This window comes from Streptomyces sp. HUAS TT11 (assembly GCF_051553595.1).
GTDB lineage: Bacteria > Actinomycetota > Actinomycetes > Streptomycetales > Streptomycetaceae > Streptomyces.
On record NZ_CP196186.1, the window covers coordinates 46,957 to 69,325 of the forward strand.

A 22,369-nucleotide genomic window follows, 5' to 3' on the forward strand; every position below is an offset into this window, starting at 1 on the left:
GCCACGAGGTCCCGATGTGTGGCAGGCGTGACCGCTTCGGGCAGCGACCGTGCCAGGTCCGCGAGCTAGATTCGGCAGTACACGGTCCCGGGGCGGTGACGGCCGACAGGGCCGGCCCCGTGGGTCGGGTGGACGCATCCACGACTGCCCGGCCTCGCCGCCTCTGAGACGCCGTCCGCCTGCCGGGGGTGTTCCCGACAGAGATACGCAAGTAGCCCCTCCCGGCGGAACGTCGTCACGCCGAACGCCGTCCGCATCGCACGTACGAAGGACCCGTCATGCCGGCCGTAACCGTCGAGGACCTCCTGGTCCTCCCCCGCCTCCCGCGCCCTGCCGCGACCGCCACCGACCGCCCCGTCCGTCACCTGGTCACCGCGCCCCAGCAGCGGGAGGGGGCCGGCTTTGTGGTGCGCCGCCCGTTCCCGAGCGCCGTTTTGCCCGACGCGGATCCGTTCTTGCTGCTCGACCACGTCGGTGAGACCGTCTACCAGCCCTACGAGGCCAAGGGCGCCCCCTGGCACCCGCACCGCGGATTCGAAACGGTCACCTACGTCATCGACGGCACGGTGGTGCACCACGATTCCAACGGGGGTGGGGGCGTGATATCGGACGGGGACACGCAGTGGATGACCGCAGGGTCGGGGATCTTGCACGACGAGGTTCCCAGCGAGGAGGTCCTGGCCAAGGGCGGCCTCAGTCACGGCATCCAGCTATGGGTGAACCTGCCCCGCACCCGCAAGTGGGCGCAACCGCGCTACCAGGACGTCCGGGCGGACAGGCTGCGGCTGCTCGCCTCCGATGACGGCGGGGCGCTGGTACGCCTGATCGCCGGTGGGCTTGGCGGCTATCAGGGACCGGGCCTGACCTACACCCCGATCGTTTATGCACACGCGAGTCTGCTTCCCCGGGCGCGGTTGCGGACGGGGTGGGATCCGCAGTTCAGCGCGATGGTCTACGTCCTGCAGGGTGTGGGCAGCGTGGGCGCAGACAGGCGTCCCGTCAGGGAGGGGCAACTGACGGTGTTCGGTGCGGGGGATGTCGTCACCGTTCAGGCGGGGGCCCATCAGCGCGGCCGCACCGGTCGCTTTGAGGTGCTGCTGCTGGGCGGCGTTCCGCTGAGGGAGCCGATCGCCCGCTACGGCCCGTTCGTGATGAACACCGAGGCGGAGATCCGGCAGGCCGTCGAGGACTACCAGCGGGGCAGGATGGGGCACAGTCCCGCAGCCCACTTGGAGGGAACGGGTGGGTAGTGCCGGGGGTGCCGCTGTCAGCGGGAGCGGACGTAGGCGGTAAGGCCGGCGCGCAGGGGGGCGGGCACCGCCCGGTACAGGGCGATGTGGAGCAGCTCGCCGGTGAAGGTGAGCGCGTCGTCGTCGGCGGTGAGGAGGCCAGCGCGCAGGGCCTGTTCGATCTGTTGGGCTGTTTTCCAGCCGTCGGTGCCGGTGGACTTGAGGAGCTGTTCGAAGCGGAAGGTGGGGCCGATGAGAGCCGCGGCGCGCAGCAGGTGTGTGAGCGGCTCGCCGACGTGGTGGATCAGGTCGAGGGCCGTGTTGATCAGTATGTCGGGCAGGTGGTCGGGGTCGTCCAGGGGTGCGCCTTGGTGGGCGGCGTGGAGGGCCGTGAGGACCAGGGCGGGGCGGCCGGCGGTGAGTTGGTGGACGCGGTGGGCTGTGTGCGGCACGTCGTGGCGGGCGGCCAGTTCGGCGACGGCGTGGAGCGCAAGCGGTTCAAGGGTCAGCTGGGTGGCGTGGGGAAGGTGCCGTGCGATGCGGTCGGCGCCGTCCTCCCGCGCTCCGAGAACCACCATCATCCGGTGGCCGGCATCACCCTGGGACAGCTGGTGGAGGGTCTGCAGGGTGCGCGCGTCCGCGCAGTGGGCGTCGTCGACGGCCAGCAGCACGGGGTGGTCGGCGGACAGTCTGCGCAGGAAGACGGCGGCCGCGTCGGGGTGCGCGTGCGCCGGCAGCCTGGTGTGCTCGTCGCTGTGGCCGGCGGGCCCGGTGAGCGCGTCGATGGCGGGGTGCGGCATGACGGCCTGCAGCCGGTGTGCGATGCCGTCGGCCGCGCGGGTGACCTCTTCGGGCTGTGCGGTGCGGCAGAAGTCCGCGATGGCCTGCTCGAGTACGGGGGTGGCCGGGAGGGGTTCGGGGCCAGGGCAGCGTGCGGCAAGGACGGTTGCGCCGTGGTGTTGGGCGTGGCGGCGCAGTGCAAAGAGCAGGGCGGAGGTGCCGGCTCCGGCCCCGCCGCGCAGGACGACGGTTGTGGGATGGCCGGTGAGCGCCTGACGCCACTGTGCCTGCAGTTGGTCGAGTTCTTCGTCCCGGCCGGCGAGGTCCTGATGGGAGGCGTCGGCCGGTGCTGCGGGCCGCGGGTGCGCGGGCGTGGGGGTCGGTCGGCCCTGGAGAATGGCGCTGTGCAGGGCCGCGGTGCGCGGGTCGGGGTCGGTGCCCAACTCGGTGCGCAGGGTGCGGCGCAGTCGGCTGAAGGTGTGCAGCGCGGCGCCGGCCGAACCGAGACGGTACTGGGCCATCATCAGGGCACGCCATGCCGGCTCGTCGTAGGGGTCGTCGTGTGCGGCCGCCGCGGCCAGGTGCGCGGCCTGCCGGTGGTCGTGCAGGTGTTCCGCGGTCTGCCAGGCCGCTTCGCGGGCACGGCGCAGCAGCCGCTGCAGGGTCCGGTCGAGATCTGCGCTCCAGTCGGCCGGCTGGAACTCCTCGACCGCGCGGCCTGCGCTGAGCAGGCCCAGTGCCCGGCGGACGGCGATGTCCGCAAACACCGGTTCGCCCGCGTGTAGATGCCGCTCGGCTGCCCGGGTCAGGCGGGCTGCCTCGTCCATGTCGACCTGCCAGCCCGTGGTGTTGAGCCGGTAGCCGGAACCTACGCGCTCCAGGCAGGTGCCGACCACTTTGCGCAGCCGGCTGACCAGGGAGGCCACCGTCTGCACGGCGGTGGGCGGGGCGTGGTCGGACCAGAGCGTTTCAATGATGGTGTCCTTGCCGACGACCCGGTTGCGGTGGGCGGCCAGCAACGCGAACAGCAGCACCGCACGTCCCTTGGGGAGGCCGGGCGGGTTGTCGGGCTGTGCCCCCATCAATTCCAGGGGCCCGATAAGCCGCAGGCGGACGGGCTCTCCCAGGATGAGTGCGGTCGTGCAGGGCGGCATGCAGGTGGTGCTCTTTCGTGGCGCGGGGCAACAACTGATATCCACCCTCGCCGCACCGCACGCCTGCCCGCCAGCGGCCGGCGGGACGACAACCCCTCGTTTTCGGCCCCCGCCCGCGCCGCGCGTTCCGCCGGTGGGCGTTTCAGGGCCGGCTCTGCAGCGCGCGGTGCACCACGGCGCGCAGGGCAGTGTAGGAGGCAGCGAAGCGCTCCAGTCCGTCCTTCTCAAGGGCGGCCATGACCTCGTCGTAGGCGATGCCGGCGGCCTGGAGCCGGCGCAGGACCTGGGCGGAGTCCCGGTAGGTGCCGCGCACTCCCCGGGGTGGAAAGGCGGCGTGGTCTGCCACCGCGTCGAGTGTGCGGCGGGGCATCGTGGTGATGGTCCCCGGTGCGAGCAGCCCGGTCACATAGCGGGTGTCGCTGTAGCGGGGGTTCTTGGTGGCGGTGGAGGCCCACAGGGGTCGCTGCGGGCGGGCGCCCGCGGCGTGCAGGCGCTGCCAGCGCCGGGTGGAGAACTCCTTTTCGTACAGGTGGTATGCCAGGCGGGCGTTGGCGAGTGCGGCCCGTCCCTGCAGGGCGGCCTGGGTGGGGCCTCCTTGTTGGGCCAGGCGGGCGTCGACGGCCGTGTCGACGCGGGAGACGAAGAAGGAAGCGACCGAGGCGATCGGGGCAAGGGGGCGTCCCTGCGCCCGGGCGCGCTCCAGTCCGTCGAAGAAGGCGTGGATGACCTCTCGGTAGCGGCGCAAGCTGAACAGCAGCGTCATGTTGACGCTGATCCCCTCGGCGAGCAGCAGGCTCATGGCGTACACCCCTTCCTCCGTGGCCGGTACTTTGATCAGGACGTTGGGCCGGTCGACGAGCTGGCGCAGCAGGCATGCCTCGGTGAGCGTGGCGGCGGTGTCGTGGGCCACCAGTGGGGAGACTTCCACGGACACATACCCCTCGATGCCGTCGGAGGCCTCGTAGGTGGGGCGCAGCAGGTCACAGGCCTTGCGCACGTCGTGCGTCGTCAGGGCTTGCAGCGCTTGGTCCACGTCTGCGCCTTGGCGCCGCAGTTCCTCCAGTTGCCCGCGGTAGGGACCTGTGCCGTCGCCGATGGCCGCTTGGAAGATCGTGGGGTTGCTGGTGATGCCGGTGACTTTCCCGGCGTGGATGAGTGAGGGCAGTTCGCCCGACTCCAGGGCGCGCCGGTCGAGATCGTCCAGCCACACGGCGACGTCGTGCGCGGTCAGGTGGGTGAGGGGGTCGCTCATGGGTGTCGCTCTTTCTTTCCGGGGCCGGCGGGCCGCCCTTGGGTGTGCGGTGAGCCTGGAGGGCGGCGTTGCAGCCGGATTGCACTGCGCGGCCGAGGGGGTGGGGCACCGGCCGTGCAAGAGCGGTGCAAGGCGCTGCGCCAGTGTGGGCGGCCCGTCTTCGCCCCGGGGCGGACTCGTCGTGGCTGCCGGCCGCTGTCACGCGGCACGCATCAGGCGGCGGGGGCAAAAGCGTTCTGCATTGGGCGGCCGTGGCCTGATCCGTGGGTCATATGGCTGTGCTCATGGGCATGCGGTCGGCCGGGGCGCGGGTTGACCTCGCACAACCGCCCGCCCGGGACGGCCCGGTGCCCTCGTGGAAGCGGGCCGTCCAAGGCCAGGGACGGGACGTGCAGACAACCGGAGGGTGGGCACGAGCCCGGGCCGGGTGTCCCGTCGGTACGCGTGTGGTGACGCGGTGATCAGGAGGATGCTGTGGGAACACCGAGCCGGCGCAGCCTGGGCCGGCACAACTGGCGTGCGTGGCTGAGCGAGTTCGCCGCGACCGCGATCCTGCTGCTGGTGATAGTCACCCTGTTCAGGCATCTGTTCGGTGCCGCGGGTCTTCTGGCACGCGCCGTCCCCTCGCAGGAGGGCCGGCTGGTCGTGGACGCCGTGGTCAGCGGGACCGCCGTCGCCCTGCTGATCGTCTCGCCGTTCGGGCGGCGTTCGGGCGGCCACATGAACCCGGCCGTCTCGCTGGCGTTTTGGCTGATGGGTGCCCTGCCCGGGCGGGATGCGGCAGCCTACGCCGCAGCTCAACTCGCCGGTTCCCTCACGGGGGTGGCGGTGGGCCGGCTGGTGTGGGGCGCGCAGACGGCCCACCCTGCCGTCGGCTACGCCGTCATCCGGGCATCCGACCACATCCCCTGGGCAGCGGTGTTCGCCTCCGAGGCCGCGGCGACCGCCGTGATGCTCGCCGCGGTGACCTTCGTGGCGGCCCGACCGCGCCTGGCCTCCTCGCTGCCGGCGGTCGCCGGGTCGGTGATCGCCGCGCTGATCCTGCTGGTCGGCCGATGGACGGGGGGAAGTTTCAACCCGGCGCGGCAGTTCGGGCCAGAGCTGTTCTCCCACGACCTGGCGTGGCTGTGGGTGTATCTGATCGCCCCGCTGGTGGGCGGCGGGCTCTTCGGCCTGGTGCGCAGGCGCCTGCCGCACGCGCCCCTGCTGCCCATCTCACCGCCACCAGCCCCCAACGGTGGTGTGTCTGCCGTGACGGGCTCGGCGGCCCGGTGACCGCCGTCTGCCGCGCGCGGGCCGGGCGATGGCCCGATCCGTGGGCAGTGCGGCCCGCGGGCCGGACATGGCGGCTGACACAGCACGGGTTGAAGGCCCGTGAAGGCGCTGATCAAGCGCCGTGATCCTGACATCCGGTCGTTCGAGAAAGGCCCTGCGATGATCAACTCGACTGCCTGGGAGCGTGTGCGATGACCGCCTCACCGTCTCTGGCCGCCAAGCCGCGGCCGGAGTTCCTGGTCGCGCTGGCGTTGGCGGCGGGCCCGGTGGTGGCACTGGGCTTCACCCGGTTCGCCTACGCGCTGCTGCTGCCCGCCATGCGGGAGAAGCTGCACTGGAGCTACGCGGCGGCCGGCGGGATGAACACCGCCAACGCGCTGGGCTACATCATCGGAGCCGCCACCGCCGCCTGGTGGTCGCGCCGCTTCGGCTCCCGCAAGGCGTTCGTGTGGGGCATCGCCATCAGTGCGCTCACCCTGCTCGCCTCCGGGGCGACCGACAACTTCGCCGGCCTGACCGTCCTGCGGTTCATCGGCGGCCTGAGCACCGCGGTGACCTTCGTGGTCGGCTCGGCGCTCGCCTCCCGCATCCACAACGGCGGCCAACAGGCCCGCTCGGCCTCCCTGGTCGCGATGTACATGGCCGGCGTCGGCATCGGCGTGGTGCTCTCCGGCGTGGTCGTCCCCGCGGCCCTCACCGCCTGGGGCGTGTCCGGCTGGCAGGCCGGGTGGCTGCTGATGGGGCTGCTCGCCCTCCTCGCCATCGGACCGGCCGCCTGGGCCACACGCCAGGTACCCGAGCAGGCCACCAGCGGCACCGCCCACGGTAGCCGCGCCGGCCTCAAGCCGCTGACGCCCCTGTTCATCTGGTACGTGCTGTTCGGCGCCGGCTACGTGTCCTACATGACCTTCGTCATCGCCCTGCTGCACAGCCAGGGCATGAAGGTCTGGGGCACCGGCACCTTCTTCATCGTGCTGGGCGTGGCCTCCGCGGCGGCGACGCTGCTGGTGTGGGGCCGGGTGATCGGCCGGCTGCGCGGCGGCACGGCCCCCGCGCTGGTCTCGGCGGTCGTGCTGATCGGTGTGCTGCCCGTGCTGCTGTGGCACGGGATGGGTGCCGCTATCGCCTCGGCGATCATCTTCGGCGGGACGTTCATGGCCGGGCCCACCGCCGTGACCGTCCTGGCCCGCCGGATGCTGCCCGCACACGCCTGGACCTTGGGCATCGCCCTGCTGACGGTCGCCTTCAGCGTCGGCCAGGCCGTCGGTCCCCTGGTCTCCGGGCTGCTGTCCGACTCCTCCGGAGGCATCGCCAAGGGCCTGTGGCTGTCCGTCGTGCTGCTCGCCGTCTCCGCCGCCGTCGCCCTCATCCAGCGCGAGCGGACCGCTGAGCACCCCCACCGGGAGGCGCCGACCGTCGCCCCCGCCACCCCCAGCGCCGCCGAACGCTGACCCCACCCCCTTCAAGGAGCAAGACCCCATGTTTCACCGCATCCTGGTCGCCGTCGACGGCAGCCCGGCCGCGCACAGCGCGATCCGCACCACCGCCGAACTGGCCTTCCTGAGCCGCGCACAGGTCCGTGTGCTGCACATCGACACCTCCGAGGTGGTGTACGACACCGTCGTCGGCCTGGAGGACGACTCAGCCGCCCACCAGGTCCTGAACTCGGCCGTCACGACCCTGCGGCAGGCCGGCATCCAGGCCGACGGCGCGTTGCTGGACGGGCTGGTGTCCGATGTGGCGCAGGCCGTACGGGAGGCCGCCGAGGACTTCGACGCCGACCTGATCGTCGTCAGCCCGCATCACCGCAGTCGTCTCGCCAGCTGGTTCTCCCCCAGTGTCAGCATCGCGATCGCTCACAACAGCCGCACCGCCGTGCTCCTGGCTCCCGGGCAGGACTGAGATGACCCACCGCGCGGTGCACGTCACCGAGCCGACAGACCTCGCCCGCCTCATCACCGTCGGGCCCCACCGTCTGATCGCCGACGAACCCGCCCCCGCCGGCAACGACACGGGGCCCGACCCCATCGAGGTGCTGCTCGCGGCGTTGGGCGCCTGCACCTCTGTGACCGTGCGGATGTACGCCGACCGTCACACCTGGCCACTGCGCGATGTGCAGGTCCGGTTGCGGCTGGAGCAGGACGGCGAGCCGGCCGTCGTCCGGGAGATCCTTCTGGACGGCCTGAACGACACGCAGCAAGGCAGGCTCATGGCCGTGGCCCAACGCTGCCCGGTCCACCGGCTGCTGAGCGCCCCGCCGCCCCTGGGCACGGTGCAGGTCGAGCAGCCGGTCGCGGACGTCACCGGCCCCTAGCAAGCAAGACGGCCCCGGCACCGATCGGCCTTCCCGGGCCGGCGGGCGCCGGGGCCGCGAGAAAGGCATGGTGGCAGATGCCCCAGCAGCAGATCATTCTCGTCCGGCACGCGGAGACGGCCTGGAACCGCTCCCGCCGCTACTACACCGGGCACGACGATCCCGACCTGACCGCCGCGGGCAAGCGCGAGGCCGGCTTGCTCCGGCCGCATCTTCAGGCCTACCGGGACGCCCACGTGCTGTGCAGTCCGGCGCTGCGGGCCCGCCGCACCGCGGCTCTGGCGGGCCTGAGCGTGGACATCAACCCCGACCTGCGGGAGTGGAGCTACCAGCTGCCCGACGGGCACACCGTGGACGAGCGCTGCGGGAGCGGACCGTGCCACCACGACATCTGGGATGCCGCCCTGCACACGAGGGCGTGCACGGGCGAATGCCTGCCGGAGGTGACCGCCCGGGCGGACTGTGTGCTCGACTGTGCCCGCCGCCTCGCGGCGGGCGGCAGACCCGTCGTCCTCGTCTCGCACGGCAACCTCATCCGGTTGATGACCGCCCGCTGGCTCGGCCTGTCTGCCGCGGCCGGGGCGCACCTGGTGCTGCGCACCGCTTCTCTCGGCCGTCTGGCCCACTACGACGGGCGGCCCAGCCTGCTGGGCTGGAACTTCAACCCGTCCTTCGACGACCGTCTGCCCGCCCACCCCACGGCAGCGCCGCCGCAGCATCACGCCCCCGACACCGCGATGCATCGCCCCTGACGCCCCTGCGCCCCTCATGGAGAAACCGTTGGACACCCACCCGCCCGTAGACCTGGATCCGCATGCCAGGCGTTTCCTGGCGCAGCTGGCCGCGGCCGATGCGCCGCCGCCGGAAAGCCAGTCGCCCCCCATGGCCCGGGCCGGCGCTCTGGCGGGCCAGCGCGCCGCCCGGGCGGTGCTCAAGCCCGTCCACGTCCACGAGCAGCACCTGCCCATCGGGCGCCGTGGCACGGTGCTGGTGCGGATCGTGCGGCCGGAAGGCTCCTCGGGCGTGCTGCCGGCGGTGATGTACGTCCACGGCGGCGGCTGGGTGCTGGGCGACCGCTTCTCCTACGACCGCACCACCCGCGACCTGGCCCACGCCGGCGGCGTGGCCGTGGTGTTCGTGGAGTACACCCGCTCACCGGAGGCCCGCTATCCCGTCGCGCTCGAAGAGGTCTACGCAGCCACCGCCTGGATCGCCGAGCACGGGCGGCAGCTGGGCTTGGACGGGTCCCGGCTGGCGATCGCCGGGGACAGCGCGGGCGGCAACCTGGCCACCGCCGCCGCCCTGCTGGCCAAGCGCCGAGGCGGCCCCCACCTGCTGCAGCAGGTGCTGTTCTACCCGGCGCTGGACGCCGGCTTCGACACGCCGTCCTACGAGCAGTTCGCGGACGGCTTCTTCCTCACCCGCACGCAGATGCGGTGGTTTTGGGACCACTACGCGCCCGACCACTCGGTGCGCACCGAACCGACCGCCGCACCACTGCGGGCCACCGCAGCTGAGCTGGCCGGGCTGCCGCCCGCCCTGGTGATCACGGCCGAGGCGGACGTGCTGCGCGACGAGGGCGAGGCCTACGCCCGCAAGCTCACGCAGGCAGGTGTCTCCGCGGTCGCGGTCCGCTACCTGGGGGCCATCCATTCCTTCACCGCGCAGGACGCACTGGCGGCCTCTCCCCTCACCCAGGCGGCGATCAACCAGGCCGGACAGGCACTGCGGCACGCTCTGGCCGCGCCCCACTCCCAGGCGGGGGGCCGCTGATGTCGACGGCCCTGGTACTCGGCGGAGGCGGCGTGACGGGCATCGCCTGGGAGCTGGGAGTGCTCCAGGCGCTGCAGGAAGCGGGGGTGGACCTTACGGACGCCGACCTGGTGGTCGGCACCTCGGCCGGATCGGTCGTGGCGGTCCAGGCCACCAGCGGCATCGGCCTTCACTACCTCCTCGCCGACCAGTTGGTGCCCGCCGCCACCGCCCAGGAGGTGAAGGCCGACTTCGACCCGCAGGGCACGGCGGCCACCCTCACCCGGCTGATACAGGGTGCCCACGACGAGCGGGAGATCAGGGCTCGGATCGGTGCCATGGCCCTTGCGGCGCCCACCGTCTCGGAGAGAGAGCGGATGCGCACCATCCGAGCCCGGCTGCCCGTGGACACCTGGCCCGCACGCCGGCTGCTCATCACGGCGGTCGACGCACACACGGGCGATCTTGCCGTGTGGGACGGCACCTCGGGCGTCCCGCTGGCATCCGCCGTGGCGGCCAGCTGCGCCGTGCCCGGCATATGGCCGCCCGCCACCGTCGCCCGACGCCGCTACATCGACGGCAGCGTCCGCTCCGCGACCAACGCCGACCTCGCCCTGGGCCATGACGTGGTGGTCGTCCTCGCACCCGACACCGGCCCCGGCCTCAACCCCGCATCCGAGGGACTGGCCGGCGAGGTGCCACTGCTGCGCACGCACAGCCAGGTCCTGGTCATCGCACCCGACACCGTCGCCCGGTATGCGATCGGCCCCAATCCGCTGGACCCCGCCCGGCGGCCCGCCTCCGCCCGCCAAGGCCGGCGCCAGGGGCAGGCGCTGACCAGCACCGTGCGCAAGATCTGGCCCGCTGCCACCGCCCGATAGCCGCACGCCATGACCGGCCGACGGTCGGTCGATCCTCTCCCTGCCCGTGCCGCCGCCCTGCGACGTACCGTCGAAAGGTGCTCCGGGAAGAAGCCACCGGCTCCGCCACCGCGCCTTCGGACCGCCGCCCGCTCCACGGGCTCGCCGACGCGGCCTGGGAGTTCGTACTGACGTCCGTCCTGTTGTACTGCGTGGTCACTGCTGCCCGCTGGCTGACGTCACCGGACTCGCCGCTCGCCGTGGACAGCGCCTGGGCGGCGACGGCCATCGTGGGGGTGGTGGTCGGGATCGTCCTCGTGGTGCTGATCACCTCCCGGCCGGGGCGTTGCTCCGGGGCCCACATGAATCCCGCGATCAGCGTCGCGCTGTGGCTGATGGGTGCCTTCCCCGGGCGTTACGTGCCCGCCTACGCGGTCGCGCAACTGGCGGGTTCTGTGGCAGGCACCGCGCTGGGGCGGCTGTGCTGGGGGCCGGTGGTCTCCCGGCCCTCACTGCGTTATGCCGCCGTGCACCCCAATCCGGCGTGGAGCACAACCGCGCTGGTGGTTGCGGAGGCCGGCTGCCTCACGCTCGTGGTGCTCATGGTGGGGTTCTTCCTGGCCCACCCCGCGATCAGCCGCTGGCTGCCGTACGCCGTCGGCACGGTGACGGCCCTGATCATCACCGTGCTGGGGCAACTGAGCGGGGGCTCGGCGAACCCGGCACGCCAGTTGGGTCCCGCGCTGCTGTCCGGTGGCACCCAGCTGCTGTGGGTCTATCTGGCCGCCCCGCTGATCGGCGCGTCGCTCGGGGCCACGGTTCACTGTCTGTTCCAGCGGCGCCTGGGCGCCCCCGCACCGTGCACCTACCGACTGTGCGGGAGTGACGACGCCGTGCGAAACCGGGCCCGATAAGTGGGCGGGGGCGCGCCGGCCGAGTTCGGCATCGGCCGTTCTCGCCTCACCGCGACGAAGCCAGGACCGAAAAGGTGGGATACAGGTCCGAAAGCACGGCCATGCCCGTGCGGGCGTAGCCGGTTGGCCTCTATGTGTCGACGGATCCTCCGCCGCGCAGGCACCCTCGGAGATCGCCATGCTGTCCCGTCCGCGCTATCCCTATCCTGCAGCTCACCAGAGCGTATTGGCCGTGGACGCCGTACGCCGGATGACGCCGCCTGTGTCGGATCCTGCTCGGGCAGCTGTGGTCGCGCTGCCCGCCGAACCCGCCAGCGTGAGCGTCGCCCGTCACTGGACCACCGACCTGCTCACCCGGTGGGGAGTGAGTGCGGACGCTCTCGACACGGCCGCACTGGTCATCAGTGAATTGGCCGCCAACACCGTCCGTTACGGCCATGCGGAGATGACCATCCGCCTCCTCCAGCAGGAAGACTGGCTGTACATGTGCGTGACGGACTCCGGAGCTCCTTTGGCGGCGCAGCGGCTGGTCATCCCGCAGGAACTGGTCGAGCACGGACGCGGCCTGGCCATCGTCGGGGCACTGGCCGAAACGATCGAGGTGACCCGCGAGCCGGATGGATGGCGCGTGGGCGCGGTACTGCGCGTGACGACGGCCGGGAAACGGGCGCGATCCACCGCCGGCGGGGCCTGACGATGAGAGGAACCTGGCAGGGGTGACGGCCGCCTCCGTACACAGTGAGGCCTTGCCCGCACGAGGGATGGTGTCGTCGGCAAGGCCGGCTGTCTGACTCCGCCGCGGTCCCACGGCTGCCCTCAAGGCCCGGCGTGAGGCCCACACCGCCGCACGTCGGCCCGGCCGCGCACGGTCACGGCGGCTTGGGGGCCGTCGATGAACCTGCTGTTGTCGTCATACACGTACGGGTTGGACTGCATCCCTTGCGCCCCTTGATCTGCCGCATCATCACCGGAGCCGGGGGGCGCGCTGCGGCTGCGATCCGGGCAGAACCTGGTCGGTGTCGCCCCGCCCGGCTGCCGTGCACTCAAGGAGCCGGTGGGTGTGCCGGGTCAGGGCCAGCACCCGGCGCAGCGCGGTGCTCACCGATGCGATGCGCAGCCACTGGCCGCGTCGTCTGCTGAGCGCATGGGCCTGGACCAGGGGGCGCAGACCGGCCGCGTCGATGAAGGTGAGGTCGGCCGCATCGAGGGTCACGCCGTGGCTGTGGTCGAGGCTGAGGCAGAAGTCGAGTGCGCTCTTGACCGCGGGGCCGGTGGCGATGTCCAGTTCGCCGCTCAGGCGGACGAGCATGCTGCAGCCGGATCCCACAAGGAGGGTGATGCGCAAACCGGACGGGCACGGCCAGGAGATCATCGGGCCGAGGACAGGACGGTCGAGCGTGCTCGTGGTCATCACGTGTTTCTTTCCTCAAGAGATTCCTGGCCGCCTCCGACGCGGCGCTCGCTGCCGCCAACGGAACGTAGCCGTCGACTGCATCCAGCCTGCGCCCCACCGCGTCCGTGAGCATCCATCGAGGTGGCGATGGTGGAAATCATTCGTGGGGATGACAGCGACAGGCGCCCTCCTCCCCGGTGCTGTGCTCTAGGGACGGGTGGAGGGCAGGGCAAGTCCCGTGTCATAGGCGAGGATGACAGCCTGAACGCGGTCGCGCAGATGGTACTTGTCGAGGATGTGGGCGACATGGGTCTTCACCGTGGCTTCGCTGACGAAGAGTTCGGCGGCGATCTCCGCGTTGGACAGGCCGCGGGTCAGAGCCCGGAGCACATCCATTTCCCGTTCCGTGAGGGCGTCCAGGCTCGGCGGGGCAGGCACCGGTTCGGGAAGTGCGGCGAACCGTTCCAGAAGCCGGCGGGTCACCCGCGGCGAGATGACCGCCTCCCCTGAGGCGATCGTGCGGATCGCTCCGACGAGGGAGTCGGCAGGGCCGTCCTTGACCAGGAAGCCACTGGCCCCGGCGCGCAGTGCGTCCAGGACGTGTTCATCCAGGTCGAAGGTGGTCAGGATGATCACCCGGGTCGCCGACTTGGTCCGGAGAATACGGCGGGTCGCCTCCACCCCGTCCAGCCGGGGCATGCGTATGTCCATGAGAACGACGTCCGGTTGCAGGCTGCGGGTGTCCTCGACCGCGGCCAGGCCGTCGCCGGATTCACCGACCACGATCAGATCGGATTCGGCTTCGAGAATAAGGCGGAGCCCGGTGCGGATCATGGGCTGGTCGTCGACGAGCAGGATGCGGGTGGCAGTCATCAGGGATAGGCCGTTTCGTTGTCGGGCAGGGTGAGGGGCAGGTCGGCGCGCACGAGGAAGCCGCCGTGCGCACGTGGGCCGATGCGGAGGCTGCCGCCGACGGCGGCGACACGTTCGCGCATGCCCACCAGGCCGTGCCCGCCGCCGGGCGGCACGGGCCGGGCCGCAGCGGTCACGAGCGGACCGTCGTCGCACACCGTGAGCGTCAGGCAGTGCGGCTGCCAGTCGAAGGTGACGGCCGCATGGGTGTGCCCAGCGTGTTTGAGCGTGTTGGTCAACGCTTCCTGCACGACCCGGTAAGCGGTGAGTTCGGTGCCGGCCGGCAGTTGGCGGGCCGTGCCCGTGTGGGTCGACTCCACGCGAAGTCCGGCTTCGCGCAGGGAGTCCAGCAGTTGGGGGATGTCGGCGAGGGCCGGCTGCGGCGAACGTCCCGCCACCGCCTCGTCCTCCTCTGTGCGCAGCAGTTCCAGCAGGCGCCGCAGCTCCGCGACGGTGGCACGGCCGGTCGCTTCGATGGCGGCGTGCATCTCACGGGTCTTGGCCGGGTCCGTGGTCTGGACGCGGTCAGCGGCGATGACCTGCACGATCATCAAGCTCACATGGTGGGCCACGATGTCGTGCAGTTCGCGGGCAATCCTGGCGCGCTCCTCCACCACGGCCGTACGGGCCAGCGCGACCTGCTCCCGCTTCAGGGCGGCCGCATGCTCGAGCGCTTCTGCCGCTATGGCACGACGGGCCCTGACCAGGCATCCCAAAGCCCACGAGGCGACCACGAGGACCTCCACGGCGAGGGCCGAGCCGATGCTGTCGGCGGAGGAGATCAGCACTTCGGTGCTGCCCGCCACCAGTGCCGTGACCGCCAGCAGCCAGTAGGTCGGCCAGCGTCCGAGGCGAACGGTCGTGAGGAAGACCGCCACCCCGACAGCCAGCAGCACCGTGCCGATGGTGGCGCCCCCGCCCGCAACCGGGGCGGGGATGGAGTGGCGGGCCTGGAGCGCGGCCGCTGCCGCACCGACGGCCCACAGCGCGGCGCCCGGCCATCGGCGATGCACCGCGAAGGGAGCTCCCACCATCACGGCCAAGGCGATACCCACCGCGTCCAGGCCATGCCCGGTGGGATGCGCGGGATCGACGGCCTCCGCGAGAGCGGCCACCGCAAGCAACGGGGCGAGCAGGAGGTCCACCGCTGCACGCGGTACCCGACGCCGAGCGAGAGCATCGATATGTCCCTGCCCGCACGCCTCGCGCACAAAAGAAAAACGTCTGCCGATGACAGCTCCCAAAGCGGCCCCTTTATCGCGGTACGGATTCGGCAACGTGCAAGAACTCCGACGGATTTCCGAATCCGGCGCGAAAAGGAAGACGTGGCCCGTTCAGCGGTAAGTACGGCCGAATGTGTGGCCGGAATGAAAGCAGTGGCCGGTCAGCGGACTTTGGCCAGAACCGACCGGGCGGTAAGGGTGGTCCGGAACCGTGCCCGGTAGGCGCCGGGGGTGATGCCGTGTTCCCGCTGGAAGGCCCGGCGCAGGGTTTCCTCGGAGCCGAAACCCGAACGCCGGGCGACGACGTCCAGCGGGTCGGTACCGGACTCGAGCAGCCCTTGTGCCGCTTCGAGGCGAATCTGCTCCACAAAGCGGGTCACGGTCATTCCGGCCTCGGCGCGAAAGAGCCGGGTGAGCTGGCGCACGCTCACGCCGACCCGCCCTGCCACGGCCTCCAGGCCGTGATCAGCGGTGGGATCCGCGGTGACGTCGTCCAGCACCTGCCGCACCGTCTGGTGACGGGGCTGCCGGGCGGCCTGGCGGGCGCTGAACTGGGACTGACCGCCCGGACGGGCCATGAAAACCACCAGGTACTTCGCCGCGGCACGCGCCACCTTGGGCCCGAAGTCCTCCTCCACCAGCGACAGGGCCAGATCGATGCCGGAGGTGACACCGGCGGAGCTGATGACCTTCCCGTCACGCACGAAGATCGAGTCGGCGTCGACCTGAACGTGCGGGAAGTACTCGGCCAGTTCACCAGCCAGGCACCAGTGGGTGGCCGCCCGGCGCCCGTCGAGCAGCCCGGTGGCCGCGAGCGGGAACGCGCCCGCACATACCGAGGCCACCCGGCGGGAGAATCCGGCCAGGCGGCTGATCCCCGCGATGAGGGGGGTGTCGGACACCGCCCGGCGCCAGTCGGAGCGGCCGGGGATGATCAGGGTGTCGATGGTGCCGGTGAACTCCTCCAGGGCCGTATCCGCCGCCAGCCGCGCACCCGCCGTGGTCACCACCTCCCGCCCCCCGCAGGAGGCGGTCAGCAGCCGGTAACAAGCGCCCTGGTCGTTGGCGGCGGCGAACACCTCCAGTGGCCCGGTCACATCCAGCAACTGGACGCAGTCGAAGAGCACCATCACCACGAGGTGCGGCCGACGGTGCGGCCTGCTCCTGCCGTCCATGGGGAAATCCTCCCCCTGCCGCCTCAACCACCACAAGCCGGTCAAAAGCCCGTGCCGACCGGCGCCCTCGACGCTACGGCCACAAACCGCGCGTCTGGGATCGATTGAACAAGTCAGGAGCGGTGGGCGGAGGCCATGGGGCAGTCCGGCTGCGTGCTGCGAAAGCGTGCGCGGTAGGCGCCCGGGGAAACACCGAGCTCGCGCTGGAAGACACGGCGCAGCGTCTCCGCCGATCCCAGTCCGCTGCGGCGGGCGACCACATCCAAGGGGTCGGTGCCCGATTCGAGCATGCCCTGCGCCGCTTCCAGGCGGATCTGCTCGACGAACCGGGCGGCCGTGGTGCCGGCCTCCTGGCGGATCAGCCGGGTCAGGTGGCGCACGCTCACCCCCGCGCGCGCCGCCAGCGCGGGCAGTTTGTGGTCCGCCTGGGGAGCGGCCGTCACGGCGTCCAGCACCGCCCGCACGCTGGCGCTGCGGCCATACCGTGCGCGCAGCCGGACGCTGAACTGGGACTGTCCTCCCGGCCGGGCCATGAAGACCACCAGGTCCTTCGCCGCAGCACGCGCCACCTCCGGGCCCAGGTCCTCCTCCACCAGCGACAGCGTCAGGTCGATGCCGGCCGTCACGCCCGCCGAGGTGATGATCCGTCCGTCACGGATGAACAGCGCGTCACGGTCCACGTGCACCGACGGGAAGCGTGCGGCCAGCTGGTCGGCCTGCCGCCAGTGGGTGGCCACCCGGCACCCGTCGAGCAGACCCGCGGCCGCCAGCGGGAAAGCCCCCGCACACAGGGAGGCCACCCGACCGGCCGAGCGGGCCAGCCGCGTCAGCTCCCCGATCAGCCCATGGTCTTCCACGGGCACGTGCCAATGGGGGCTACCGGGAACCATGAGCGTGCCGATCCGCCCCAACCAGTCCTCCAGCACCCCGTCGGCGGCAAGCCGCAACCCGGACGTGGTCCGCACCTCCTTACCGCCAGGCGAGAGGGCAACCACCCGGTAGCGGCCCCCGTGGTCGTTGGCGGCCGCCAGGACGTCCAGCGGCCCGGTGACGTCCAGCGCCTGCACCCCGTCGTAGAGGACCATCACGACGAGGTGGGTGCGAGGGCCGGCGCCGGCCCGGCGGTTCGAGGCGATCATGACTGCCAGGGTCGGGTCCCGCCTTACGGCGGGGCAAGGACCGATACCCCTCGCATCCGGCCATCGCCCGCCAGAGGGGCCCGCACCGGGGCCCGGACGGGCAGTGTGCGGACATCGGGCGATCGGCTCCTGCGTGGCCCCCGCGCTCACGACGACAGCACAGCTCAGTGGGCGGCCGGCCCGCCGGTGCGGGCCGGTGCAGGGTGCGCACCGTGCACCGGCCCTCTCACAGCAGTCCGGCGCGGGCGGCGTACCAGCCCAGCTGCATGCGGGTGGTGCAGCCGGTAAGGGACATCAGACGGCGGATGCGCCGGTGGACCGTGCGCACGCTCAGCCCCAGTTGGGAGGCCAGGGCCTTGTCGGGCAGGCCGGCCAGCATCAGCGTGAGCAGCTCGAGGTCGTCGCCGCCGACAGTGGCAAGCGTGTCGTCTTCGGGCGCGGTCTTATCGTGCAGCTGCAGCGGCACCGAGCGGTCCCAGACCTGCTCGAACAGGGCGGCCAGAGCCTCCACGAGCCCTGCGGTGCGGATCAGGAGGCAGCCGGACACCGGCTCCTGCTGGTCGCTGCGGACCGTGATCATGGCGAGGTGGCGGTCGGCGATGACGAACTTGCCGGGCAGGACCGTCGCGGCGCGGGCCTGCTCACCGGCGTTCAGGTAGCCGCGCAGCTGCTCCCGCGCGCCGGGCTGGGCCAGCACGGCCCGCTCGTAGACGGCCCGGTACTGCACGCCGTGCGCGAGCATCTCCAGCTCTGTGTCGTTGCTCTCCAGGGCCAGGGCGAAGGGCAGGCGGGTGAACGTGAGCACCTCCCGGCGGGCCGTGCGCTGCAGGCGCACGAAGCATTCCCGGATCTCTTCGGGGTGGATGAGCTCGGCCGGCGGGCCGGCCCCGTCCGCACGGCTGCGGTAGGTGTACATCAGCGCGTCGATGCGGGATTGGACCTTCAGCAGGGCCGCTTGGCGCTGCATCACCGCCGCCGCCACCGCGACATCGGGGGCCACGGCCGTGTACCGGCCGCCGGTCGCCGTGTCCTGCCCGGCCACCAGCCCGAGCGCCGCCAGGTGGGCCAGGCCTGCTGCCGCGGTCTGCGCCGGCAGGTCCAGCAGGTCGGCGAGCCGCTCGGTGTGCTCGCCGCCCAACGCCAGCAGTGTCAGGTAGATCCTCTCCTGGGTCGGTGACAGGCCCAGCGGGGCAAGAACGGGTTCCGCCTCCTGGCCGGGCCCCTGATCCATCACGTTGACCTGCACGCTCGCCTTTCACATCGGTTCGCCTTGACGGGCGGCTCGGCCTGGTCTCGTGCGGCCTGCTGCCCGGGACCCGTGAAGGCTGGCAGAGCCGCAGCCGGCTCGGTAACCGCACCAGTGGCCACTCTTGCCTCATCCTGGGCCATCTCGTCCCTTCGGGCGCGTCGGCTCGTGGCCCGGCCCGGGCGGCCGCCCGCCCCGTGTCTCTCCCGGGCCTGCCGCGTGCGGATACGCCGCATCCGGCCGGGGCTTGTGTGCTCGTCCCGGCCGGATGCGGCCTGTGGTGGTGCATCGGGTGAATCAGCGGGCGGTCAGGATCGCCTCGTTCAGGGTCTGGTCGATGGTGCCGCCCTCGGCGTCCCGGGCGGTGACGTGCAGGGCGACCATTTGGCCGGCCGCCAGGGCGCTGCCCGGCAGGACACCCTGGTAGCGGCCGTCCTCCATCGCGCCGTTCGGCTTGTGCCAGGTCTTTCCGCCGTCGGTGGAGTAGGTGACCTCAAGCGAGGTGATCCGGCTGGGCTGCGCGCCGGCCAGGCGGTGCGCGGCGATCGTCAGGGGCAGGGCGTGGCCCGGCCGGGCCTGGTTGTTCTCGTCCAGCGGGATGCGGTAGTCGAGGTTGAGCAGAGGCAGCGAGACGGCGCCGTCGGTGACGGGCCTGGTCTTGAAGGTCCACACCGTGTGCGTGTCGTTGCCGCTGGTGAGCTTGCCGGGGGTGGTGATGTCGCGCTGGACCTTCCAGGTGGTCGGGGTGGACGGCGCGGGCAGGTCGAAGCCGCCTTGGTAGTCGTGCCAGTCGGCGACCAGCCGGCCGTCCTGCCACGCCCGGGTCTCATTGCCCCAGCCCGGCTCCGTTCCGGCGGGGTTGTCGTTCCACAGGCTGTTGCCGGCGGTGTCGGTCGAATCCCAGGCCAGCATCTCCAGGACGTGCGCGTCCAGCCGGCCGGTGCCGACCGTGGTGAACGGGCCGGCGAGCTGGTCCTCGTGCGTGCGCTCACCCGTGCGGTAGTGCTGGGCCGAGATGCTCATCAGCTGGGTGGTCGCCCAGTTGCTGGAGGAGTTGTGGAAGTACCAGCGTTGCCAGTCCAGGTGGGGGCTGACGTACTCGGTCCGCTTGATGGGCAGGGCGATCTGCTGGTGAGGGGGCCACAGGAAGAACAGCGGCTTGCCGTTCGCGGAGGGCAGCCGTCCCTCGAAGTCGCCCCGGCTTTGCTGCGGGTAGTTGAGGTTGCGGTACTCGGCGTCCACCCGGGCCAGCTTTTCCACGTCCCGGTCCGTGAGCACGTGGTGCATGTCGGTGGGGAAGGAGTGGCCGGTCCAGGCCAGGTCGTACACCTGGGAGGCGTGCGCGGGGTCGGTGGCGTGCGCGGCGTCCACCAGCCGGACGTACTGCTGGGTGTCCAGGGTGCCGTGGACGACGGGATCGGCGGTCTGACCGGCGTACAGGGCGATGTCGGTGGAGGCGTCGGTGGCCATGTCGAAGAACGCGATGTGGCCGGCGCCGTCGGCGCTGGTGCGGTTGGCGTTCACGTAGGTGGTGGCCGTCGCCACGTGCCGGCTGGGGATGTCGGCCGTGACGGGCGAGGTCTTCCGCATGTCCAGCACGACGTCCTTGCCGGGGGTGACCGTGATCTCGGGGATGTTCATCACGGCGGCGGCCAGGCGCCCGTCGGGCTGCATCTGCTCCACGCTGAGGGCGAAGGCCAGATGCTTGCCCTTGGGCAGCAGCATCGTCGTCCCGCTCTCGGCCATACTCACGCCCGTGTGGCGGTCGGTGTCCAGGTCCAGCACCGGGCCGTAGGCGATGGCGGGCTTGCCGTCCAGGCCGAGCGCCGAGAGGTGCAGGGCGCACAGGTCGGACTTCTCGAAGCCGATCGCCAGGTGCAGGGGTGCACCGCCGCCGGTGGGGGTGGCCACGACCTGACCGGAGTACTCGCCTTCAAGGGTCTGGCTCGGGTCGAGGGTGAGGGTGAGGGTCTTGGATCCGCCGGCGGGAACGGTCAGGTGGTCTGCGGACAGCTTCACCATGCCCTCCGGTGCCGCCTGCAGGTTGCTCAGGGCGGTCAGCTGGGAGGACAGGTCGAACGACGCGTCTGCCTTGCCGGTGTTGGTGAGGGTGACCTGCCGGGTCATCGCACTGGTGTTGTCGCACAGCAGGCGGCCGAAGTCGAAGGTCGCCCGGTCGGGGACGACCTGCTGGTCCAGCGCGGCGGCGGCGTCCAGCCGGCCGGCGCCCTGGTCGGAGCCGAAGACCACGCCCGGGGCCGGGCCGCCCAGGGTGTGGGAGCTGGACTGCAGGACGGACTTCAGTTGCGCCGGTGTGTAGTCGGGGTGCTCCTGGGCCAGCAGGGCGGCCGCGCCCGCGACGTGCGGGGTGGCCATGGAGGTGCCGGACAGGGTGGTGTAGTACTGGTCGACCGGGCTGCCCAACGAGGTGCCCGCGGCGCGGTCTTCGACGATGCCGTCCCCGGGGGCGGAGATGTCGGGCTTGAAGGCGCCGTCGATGCGTGGGCCGCGGGAGGAGAAACGGGCCACGGCATCGTCGCGGTCGGTGGCGGCCACCGTCAACGCGTCATCCGCCGCGCCGGGCGTGGCGATGGTGTGGGGCTTGCCGTTGTTGCCGGCCGCGACGACGAACAGGGTGCCGTACTGGGCGGTGAGCTGGTCAAGGGCCAGGCTGTCGGGGTCGGTGCCGTCGGTCGGCTCACCGCCCAGACTCAGGTTGGCGACCTTCGCTCCGTGCTGGGCCGCCCACTCCATGCCGGCGATGACGGAGGAGTCCATGCCCTGGCCGTCGTCGTCCAGGACCTTGACGTTCAAGAGCGTGGCACCAAAGGCGGCGCCCTTGCGTGCCCCGCCGGAGGCGGCGCCGGTACCGGCGATGGTGCCCGCCACATGAGTGCCGTGGCCGACGTGGTCACCGGTGTCGGCCGCGTCGGAGAAGTTGACCGACGCGTCCACCTGGTCGGCCAGGTCGGGGTGGGTGGTGTCGATCCCGGTGTCGATGACGGCGACCTTCACGCCCTTGCCGGTGGCACCGGTCGACCACGCCTGCGGGGCGTTGATCTTCTCAAGGTTCCAGTCGAGGCCGGCGGCCTTGACCTTGCCGTCCAGCCACACGTGCCGGACGCCGGCCAGCGCACCACCCAGCGTGCCGGCGGCCTTGTGGCCGGCCAGCGCGGCGTGACCGGCCTTCGCCAGGGCTGCTCCCAGACCGGCGGCGGCCTTGGAACGGACCTCACCGACGGCGGTGGCATGAATACTGCTCAGCTCCCGACCGGTACGCGCCCAGGCCCCGCTCAGCGCGGCAGCCCGCGCCCCCGAAGCGTGCTGCACGATCAGCGGCAGCGACGAGGCGTGCGCATCGTCGTAGCCCTCCCGCATGAGCTCACCGACATCGAACAGCCGCTCGTCCAGGACCGAGCCCAGCAGCGGCGCCATGTCGCTGGGCACCACCCGCACGTCGCCGCCGGGACCGGTCCACGCGCTGAACACCACATGACGCCCGGGGATGTCGGCGGGCTCCACCGCAACAGCCCGGTGGCCATCGGCGTCCGTGGAGACCTTGACCCGGTCACCGGTGATCAGCGTCACCGTGGTGGCGGCACCCGCACCCAGCCGGGTGGCCTTCAAGGCGACGGGCGCCGCACCGGCCTGAGCGGGCAGGACGGTGATACACAGCGAAGCGGCGGCGACGACAGCCGCCGCGGCCATATGAAGACGTTTCAACAGAACTGACTCCTTGGATCACAAGCAG

Annotated in this window: 19 protein-coding genes; 10 read left to right on the forward strand and 9 right to left on the reverse strand. The window is 71.7% G+C overall.

From position 1 onward, the window contains the following. The first annotated feature begins 278 nt into the window (after positions 1-278). On the forward strand, positions 279-1,250 hold the full coding sequence (locus ACSHXN_RS46180) for a pirin family protein (RefSeq protein ID WP_438306939.1): 972 nt from the start codon (positions 279-281) through the stop codon (positions 1,248-1,250). A gap of 17 nt (positions 1,251-1,267) precedes the next feature. Here ACSHXN_RS46180 and ACSHXN_RS46185 read toward each other — a convergent pair whose 3' ends face one another. Beyond that, positions 1,268-3,163, reverse strand: a complete 1,896-nt coding sequence (locus ACSHXN_RS46185) for a BTAD domain-containing putative transcriptional regulator (protein ID WP_438306940.1) — start codon at positions 3,161-3,163, stop codon at positions 1,268-1,270. 142 nt (positions 3,164-3,305) lie between these two features. Then, on the reverse strand, positions 3,306-4,415 hold the full coding sequence (gene tal / locus ACSHXN_RS46190) for a transaldolase (protein WP_438306941.1): 1,110 nt from the start codon (positions 4,413-4,415) through the stop codon (positions 3,306-3,308). A 474-nt stretch (positions 4,416-4,889) separates the two neighbouring features. Between tal and ACSHXN_RS46195 the strand changes: the two genes are divergently transcribed. From ACSHXN_RS46195 to ACSHXN_RS46235, 9 genes are all read left to right on the forward strand, one after another. Beyond that, entirely contained in the window at positions 4,890-5,690 is an 801-nt protein-coding gene (locus ACSHXN_RS46195; RefSeq protein WP_438306942.1) for an aquaporin, read from the forward strand. A gap of 191 nt (positions 5,691-5,881) precedes the next feature. After that, the gene (locus tag ACSHXN_RS46200; RefSeq protein WP_438306944.1) at positions 5,882-7,141 is read left to right on the forward strand and encodes a YbfB/YjiJ family MFS transporter; all 1,260 of its coding nucleotides are present in this window, start codon (positions 5,882-5,884) and stop codon (positions 7,139-7,141) included. 28 nt (positions 7,142-7,169) lie between these two features. Next, positions 7,170-7,592: a universal stress protein gene (locus ACSHXN_RS46205; RefSeq protein WP_359457092.1), complete on the forward strand. Its 423-nt coding sequence runs from the start codon at positions 7,170-7,172 to the stop codon at positions 7,590-7,592. Position 7,593: 1 nt separating this feature from the next. Next, positions 7,594-8,004 carry an OsmC family protein gene (locus tag ACSHXN_RS46210; protein ID WP_438306945.1) on the forward strand — a complete coding sequence of 137 codons (411 nt, stop codon included), beginning with the start codon at positions 7,594-7,596 and terminating at the stop codon, positions 8,002-8,004. Between the two features lie 77 nt (positions 8,005-8,081). Further along, positions 8,082-8,756, forward strand: coding sequence for a histidine phosphatase family protein (locus ACSHXN_RS46215; RefSeq protein ID WP_438306946.1), 675 nt, complete (start codon positions 8,082-8,084; stop codon positions 8,754-8,756). Positions 8,757-8,784: 28 nt separating this feature from the next. Beyond that, positions 8,785-9,777: an alpha/beta hydrolase gene (locus tag ACSHXN_RS46220; RefSeq protein WP_359457101.1), complete on the forward strand. Its 993-nt coding sequence runs from the start codon at positions 8,785-8,787 to the stop codon at positions 9,775-9,777. Continuing rightward, positions 9,777-10,637 (forward strand): patatin-like phospholipase family protein, encoded by an 861-nt coding sequence (locus tag ACSHXN_RS46225; RefSeq protein ID WP_438306947.1) that lies wholly within the window; start codon positions 9,777-9,779, stop codon positions 10,635-10,637. The genes ACSHXN_RS46220 and ACSHXN_RS46225 overlap by 1 nt, the downstream gene beginning before the upstream one ends. Positions 10,638-10,714: 77 nt before the next feature. Next, a complete protein-coding gene (locus ACSHXN_RS46230; protein ID WP_438306948.1) occupies positions 10,715-11,530 on the forward strand; it encodes an MIP/aquaporin family protein in 816 nt (271 codons plus the stop codon). A gap of 250 nt (positions 11,531-11,780) precedes the next feature. Next, a complete protein-coding gene (locus ACSHXN_RS46235; RefSeq protein WP_438306993.1) occupies positions 11,781-12,224 on the forward strand; it encodes an ATP-binding protein in 444 nt (147 codons plus the stop codon). 270 nt (positions 12,225-12,494) lie between these two features. On the opposite strand, the gene ACSHXN_RS46240 is transcribed toward ACSHXN_RS46235, so the two are convergent. From ACSHXN_RS46240 to ACSHXN_RS46270, 7 genes are all read right to left on the reverse strand, one after another. Further along, positions 12,495-12,941: an STAS domain-containing protein gene (locus ACSHXN_RS46240; RefSeq protein ID WP_438306949.1), complete on the reverse strand. Its 447-nt coding sequence runs from the start codon at positions 12,939-12,941 to the stop codon at positions 12,495-12,497. Positions 12,942-13,130: 189 nt separating this feature from the next. Continuing rightward, positions 13,131-13,796 carry a response regulator gene (locus ACSHXN_RS46245; RefSeq protein WP_438306950.1) on the reverse strand — a complete coding sequence of 222 codons (666 nt, stop codon included), beginning with the start codon at positions 13,794-13,796 and terminating at the stop codon, positions 13,131-13,133. Then, entirely contained in the window at positions 13,796-14,980 is a 1,185-nt protein-coding gene (locus ACSHXN_RS46250) for a sensor histidine kinase (protein WP_438306951.1), read from the reverse strand. Before ACSHXN_RS46250 ends, ACSHXN_RS46245 begins: the two co-directional genes overlap by 1 nt. A 239-nt stretch (positions 14,981-15,219) precedes the next feature. After that, entirely contained in the window at positions 15,220-16,233 is a 1,014-nt protein-coding gene (locus tag ACSHXN_RS46255) for a GlxA family transcriptional regulator (protein ID WP_438306952.1), read from the reverse strand. Between the two features lie 113 nt (positions 16,234-16,346). Then, the gene (locus ACSHXN_RS46260) at positions 16,347-17,372 is read right to left on the reverse strand and encodes a GlxA family transcriptional regulator (RefSeq protein WP_438306953.1); all 1,026 of its coding nucleotides are present in this window, start codon (positions 17,370-17,372) and stop codon (positions 16,347-16,349) included. Between the two features lie 226 nt (positions 17,373-17,598). Next, a complete protein-coding gene (locus ACSHXN_RS46265; RefSeq protein WP_438306954.1) occupies positions 17,599-18,603 on the reverse strand; it encodes a winged helix-turn-helix transcriptional regulator in 1,005 nt (334 codons plus the stop codon). Between the two features lie 312 nt (positions 18,604-18,915). After that, on the reverse strand, positions 18,916-22,341 hold the full coding sequence (locus tag ACSHXN_RS46270) for a S8 family peptidase (RefSeq protein WP_438306955.1): 3,426 nt from the start codon (positions 22,339-22,341) through the stop codon (positions 18,916-18,918). Between the last annotated feature and the right edge of the window lie 28 nt (positions 22,342-22,369).